Below are 4979 nucleotides of genomic sequence, written 5' to 3' on the forward strand. Positions count from 1 at the left end.
GTCGTTGGCCCACTACAACTTGATGAAAAGGATCTTCGAATGAACAGAGTTCTGATCACCGTCGTTGCCGTACTAACAGTGATAAGTTTAAGCGCCTGCGGATCAATCGGCAAAGGAAAAGCTCCTCCGCCAATGGCGGAACCGACTGCAGCACCAGTCTATAAATAAAGGCTACTGCTTCTGTGCTGTGGGAAGGTGATTCCACCTTCCCATTTCTATCGATTGCAAGACACCGGCACTCTACGTGGGATCCGGTAGTAAATATTCAGCGCCGGTTGACCACTGCGACACCTCGTAGGGTTCCGCTCCCTCTGCCCGTTCAGACTTTGGTGCCTGGTGGACACCTGGATTTGAAGCCAGGGAGATGTCTCTTGTAAGCGGACGCTTTGGCGGAGGCTCGCCGCCCCCATTTGTTTTTTAGACAGGCCGAACTCTCCGGCGTATGCTGCCGAAGCTGCATGTCAGGGGATTTGAATGCACATTGCTGCAATCAGGGACTTGGCCACCAAGGTAAGCATCCTGCTCGTCTTGAGCATCGCTTTGTTGTGGGCATCTTTCACAACTTCGCAAGCGCAGAAGGCATTTGCGCCGCCTCCGCCCGGCAAGGTTGAGGAACTGATCAAACTCCTGGATGATCCGGAAATCAAAGCTTGGATTACCACGAAGAATAACCCGCCGCCCGCCGCAGAAGTACCCGACACGCCAACAGCGACCAACTTTATGGTTTGGTCAAACGCCATTCGGGCGCATCTGCGCGGTATCGTACAAGCCATTCCAGCCGTGCCAGCCGAGTTTTCCCAAGCACGCTCCACGATCATGACCGAAATCAACGGTCGACGTCCGGGGGCGATCCTAGTGCTTTTTGCTGTGTTTGCCGGGCTCGGCTTCGGGGCCGAATTTGCGTTCCGGCGGATTCTCGGCCAGGGAAGACGACCAATGGCTGCGTCGCCTGAGATTGAGGGTTCGCACGCGCGTCATCGTGTCATCGGTCGCTCGATTTTCACGGCCATTGCACCTTTGGTGGTCTTTGCCCTTGTCAGTGTCGGTGCCTTCCACGCCTTCACATGGCCGCCGCTCCTGGCCATGCTTGTCCTCCCCATGCTGGTGGCCCTTATCGCTTGGCGTGTCATCATGCAGATAACAGCCATAGTGCTCGGAACAGTCGGGGGGGCGTAGGCAGTGAAAACCCAGTCGGACTGCGCCTCGTCCCCATGGACGATGCGGGGGCGGCATTCTGGTATCGCCGCGTTGCCTTCTTTGCAGGAATATTCTTCACAGGTTGKACCCTAACCGCCATGATGACGGAGCTCAATTTTACCCCCAACGTCGAGAGCCTGATCCTCTATATATTCGGCGTTGGGCTGCTGGCGGTTGCATTGGAAATCGTATGGAGCCACCCAGGAACCCCGGTCGCTTCCCGGGCCTCCCGCGTCAAGAAGTGGCTGCTCACATGTTATCTTTGCCTGATCTGGCTGTTATGGGTTGCCGGCATGAGCCTGGCGTTGTGGGTCAGCATATACGCCCTGATCCTTCCTCCGATCCTGAGAATGACCAGCACCATCGTCCAGTCGTTTTTCGGCAGTCCTGAAGATTCTCCAAAGAGCAGAAATCCGGTCTTTGAAGTGCTCATCGAGCGGGGCGCACGCGTGCTCATTATCGCGCTCGCAGCCGCCTGGCTCGCCGCTGTCGTTCGACTTCGCGTAATGGGTTTGATGGAGGACGAGGCTGCAAGCCGAATGATCCGCGGCGTATTGGGAGGCATAGTCATCCTGCTTGCAGCGGATCTGATCTGGCATATGGTCAAGGGCTTCATCAATCAGCGCATCGAACGCGCCCGCGTCGAAGGCGGCGATGAAGCAGCATTGGCCCGCAGCGGACGGCTCATGACACTGCTGCCGATCTTGCGCAATTTCCTCGCCGTGGCGATCGCCGCCGTTGCAGTCCTGATGGTCCTGTCCGGCCTCGGCGTGGCAATCGGTCCATTGATCGCCGGCGCGGGCATTTTCGGCGTTGCGATCGGATTCGGCTCGCAGTCGCTGGTCAGGGACATCATCAGCGGAATCTTCTACATGACCGATGATGCATTTCGGGTTGGAGAATACATCAAGAGCGGCAGCTACATGGGGACTGTTGAATCCTTCGGCATCCGCTCGGTCAAACTGCGCCACCATCGCGGTCCGATCTTCACTGTGCCGTTCGGTACGCTGGGCGCGGTGCAGAACATGAGCCGGGATTGGGTCATCGACAAGTTCCTCATCTCGGTTAACTTCGACGCCGACCTTGTCAAGATCAAAAAATTGGTGAAGGGCGTCGGTGCAGCGCTGGTCGAGGACGAGGAATTCGGCCCCTACATCATCGAGACGGTGAAGATGAAGGGCGTGGAGGCTTTCAGCGACTATGGCATCAACCTGAGCTTCGCCGTGATGACGAAGCCCGGCCATCAGTCCTCCATCCGGCGGCGTGCCTACGCGATGATCCGCGAGGCCTTTGCGTTGAACGGCATCGGCTTTGCTTCCCCGACCGTGCAGGTCGCAGGCGGCGAGGATCACGCGGCAGGTGCCGTAGCGGCTGCATCCGATACCATCACACGCAAGAAGGCTGCTGAAGCCAAATTGAAATTGGTGGAAGGCGAAAGCTGAGCCAACGAGGGAGATCGTGTGCGAGGTGTTGCTTAAGACCGAAGCTCATGAAGCTGAAACGGTTTCAGCCAGCGGGGACAATCAACAGGGGGAGGATCGAAAAATGAGCGTGTTCGTGGCCGAGATTTTAGGCCGAGGAATAGTCGCTTTTGACGCGGCAACTGAAGATGATGCCAAGGCGCTTCTGTCGGACGAGGCGTTACGGCGGGACCTGCATGTGTTCCAAAACCAGGGCCGTTGCCTCTGGGACGGCGTCGCGGAAATCAATCTGCGTGGAGCGCTCCCGAAGGAAACCGAAATCTGGCAAGCCAGCCGCGCGACGGCTGGCCAGTCAGGCGAGCGCGGGCACGATGATTGGCGTATTTTCCTGCTGCCGGTTGTCGACCCTTCGAGATTTGACGACGACGATGATGAACGAGACGATGGCGACTGAAGCTCAGGCGTTGCTACGCTGCTGATGTAGGTTGTTCCTCATCGGTGTCCGCCATCCATGCGTGCAGAAGGGTATAAGCGGTCGCCAGAAGCGTCGGGCCGACAAAAATTCCCAACATCCCAAACGCCACCAAACCGCCGATCACGCCCGCAAAAATAAGCAACAGTGGCAAATCCGCTCCCTTGCGAATAAGGAACGGGCGGAGAAAGCCGTCCATTGTCCCGGCGACGATGGTGAATGCGAGAAGCACTGTTGCCCATATCGCATTGCCGGAATAATACATCCAGATGACCGCCGGGACCAACACCAACCCGGGACCGATCTGGATCAGACACAAGATGAACATGACTGCGGTCAGCACCGAAGCAAATGGCATCCCGACAACAAGCAGCCCGATACCGCCCAACACGCTCTGCGCAACAGCGGTAACCACCACGCCGAGGGCCACGCCGCGGATGGCTTGTCYGGCCAAGCGCACCACCATTTCACCCCGATCGCCAGCCAGACGACGACCGAACCGAATAGCGACGGCAGCTCCCTGTTCCCCGCGTGCGTACATCACCGCGGCTATTGCGGTCGTCAGCAGAAAGTGAAGGAACATGCCCCCCAGGCTTCCTGCTGCGGATACGAACCATTGGGCCGCCGCTCCAGCATAGGGATCAAGCGTTGGTGCCAGATCGTGCATACTGGCGGCAGCCAGTTTACTCCAAGCTTCACTCACGCGCGCGCCGACAAGCGGCACCCGATCCAACCATTCCGGAGCGGGAGGCAGCCTAAACGTGAGAGCGCTTTGTATGAGACCCTTGATTGCGTCGACATTGTCGACGACCATAGTGATGGCAAGCCACAGTGGTACAATCAACACCAACAACAGAACGATCGTCATCACCAGGACAGCAACGCCGCGCCGATTACCGGCACGACGTTCCACCCAAATCATCAATGGCCAAGTGGCAATAACCAAGGTCAAAGCCCAAATAATTGCAGGGAGGAACGGAAGCATCACCCAGGCGCTGCTGACAAGCAGGCCACCTATGAAAAGCACCGCGAGAGTCACCCGGGTGATATCCTGATGCGGTTGGACCATTTCCTTCGCCTTCATTCGCGGAGCTGGTCAGCAGATTGATCAAGCTGGCGACCCTTGAACATCAAGACCTTCTGATGATGATAATCAAACGGTTGTATTGCCATATTGGCCGTATGCCGAACTTCAATAGTGCCCAGTCGAAGCTCCGACTGAAGATTTTCCGACCCCTGTCTTACCTCCCCAGCCAATCACGCCAGTGACCTTAGTGCCGAGCTTTTTGAGGCGACTCCCCAATGGCTTTTCCGAGCCGTTCAAGCTCGAGAGAGTAGCAGAAAAAACTGAACAGGATCCCAGCCACGTACAGCGTCTTGACGACCGCCTGCCCAAAAGGCGGGAAAGCGTCAAGCTCGGGAAGGTGCCTGAAGAAGATAGCGGAAAAAAACGCCCCGCTGAAAAGGAAGCACACACGGCCGGCAAAAGAGCAGAGATGCGAAACAAAGACGCTGTGGAACGGCGGCGTGACCGAGACCCACTTCAGCCGGGTCCAGTAGCTGCAATGGAGAATAATGACGCCGCCAAGAATTGCGACGTGACTTGACATGCCCAGCTCCTGATATTCACCGAGGTGGGTCAACACGCCGTGGAACACGGGATACACTACCCAAAACAAGTGCACGACCGCTGCCGTTTGAGCCGTTAAAAGGATTGCATATGCAACCGAGTTTCCCAACCGCCGTCGCATCTTCAAGTCGCTGTTGTCATTCGAGAAAATATCATTTGTTTAGACACCACGATGCTGCAGCAGGATTTCCAGTAATGCTCGCGCTCCAACACTGTGAAATACGGTTTCACCTTTCCGGCAGCCAGCGAGGGAATGGCT

6 protein-coding genes are annotated in these 4979 nt (G+C 56.9%); 4 read left to right on the plus strand and 2 right to left on the minus strand.

Annotated elements, in window-relative coordinates; translation table 11 throughout:
- Positions 1–39 precede the first annotated feature (39 nt).
- The 4 genes from ACXJ5O_RS18785 to ACXJ5O_RS18800 all read left to right on the plus strand — a co-directional run bounded on the left by ACXJ5O_RS18785 (position 40) and on the right by ACXJ5O_RS18800 (position 3072).
- Positions 40–168, plus strand: a complete 129-nt coding sequence (locus ACXJ5O_RS18785) for an ABC transporter (protein ID WP_457301227.1) — start codon at positions 40–42, stop codon at positions 166–168.
- Between the two features lie 306 nt (positions 169–474).
- The gene (locus tag ACXJ5O_RS18790; protein ID WP_457301222.1) at positions 475–1176 is read left to right on the plus strand and encodes a hypothetical protein; all 702 of its coding nucleotides are present in this window, start codon (positions 475–477) and stop codon (positions 1174–1176) included.
- Between the two features lie 35 nt (positions 1177–1211).
- Positions 1212–2639 carry a mechanosensitive ion channel family protein gene (locus tag ACXJ5O_RS18795; protein ID WP_457301223.1) on the plus strand — a complete coding sequence of 476 codons (1428 nt, stop codon included), beginning with the start codon at positions 1212–1214 and terminating at the stop codon, positions 2637–2639.
- 103 nt (positions 2640–2742) lie between these two features.
- Complete coding sequence (locus tag ACXJ5O_RS18800; protein ID WP_457301224.1) at positions 2743–3072, plus strand: hypothetical protein; 330 nt, start codon at positions 2743–2745, stop codon at positions 3070–3072.
- 13 nt (positions 3073–3085) lie between these two features.
- Here the strand turns inward: ACXJ5O_RS18800 and ydiK are convergent, their stop codons facing one another.
- Together ydiK and ACXJ5O_RS18810 are read right to left on the minus strand one after the other, a co-directional pair.
- Positions 3086–4159, minus strand: a complete 1074-nt coding sequence (ydiK, locus tag ACXJ5O_RS18805) for an AI-2E family transporter YdiK (protein ID WP_457301225.1) — start codon at positions 4157–4159, stop codon at positions 3086–3088.
- Positions 4160–4361: 202 nt separating this feature from the next.
- The gene (locus tag ACXJ5O_RS18810) at positions 4362–4748 is read right to left on the minus strand and encodes a hypothetical protein (protein ID WP_457301226.1); all 387 of its coding nucleotides are present in this window, start codon (positions 4746–4748) and stop codon (positions 4362–4364) included.
- Positions 4749–4979 lie beyond the last annotated feature (231 nt).

Source organism: Phyllobacterium sp. P5_D12 (assembly GCF_054049495.1).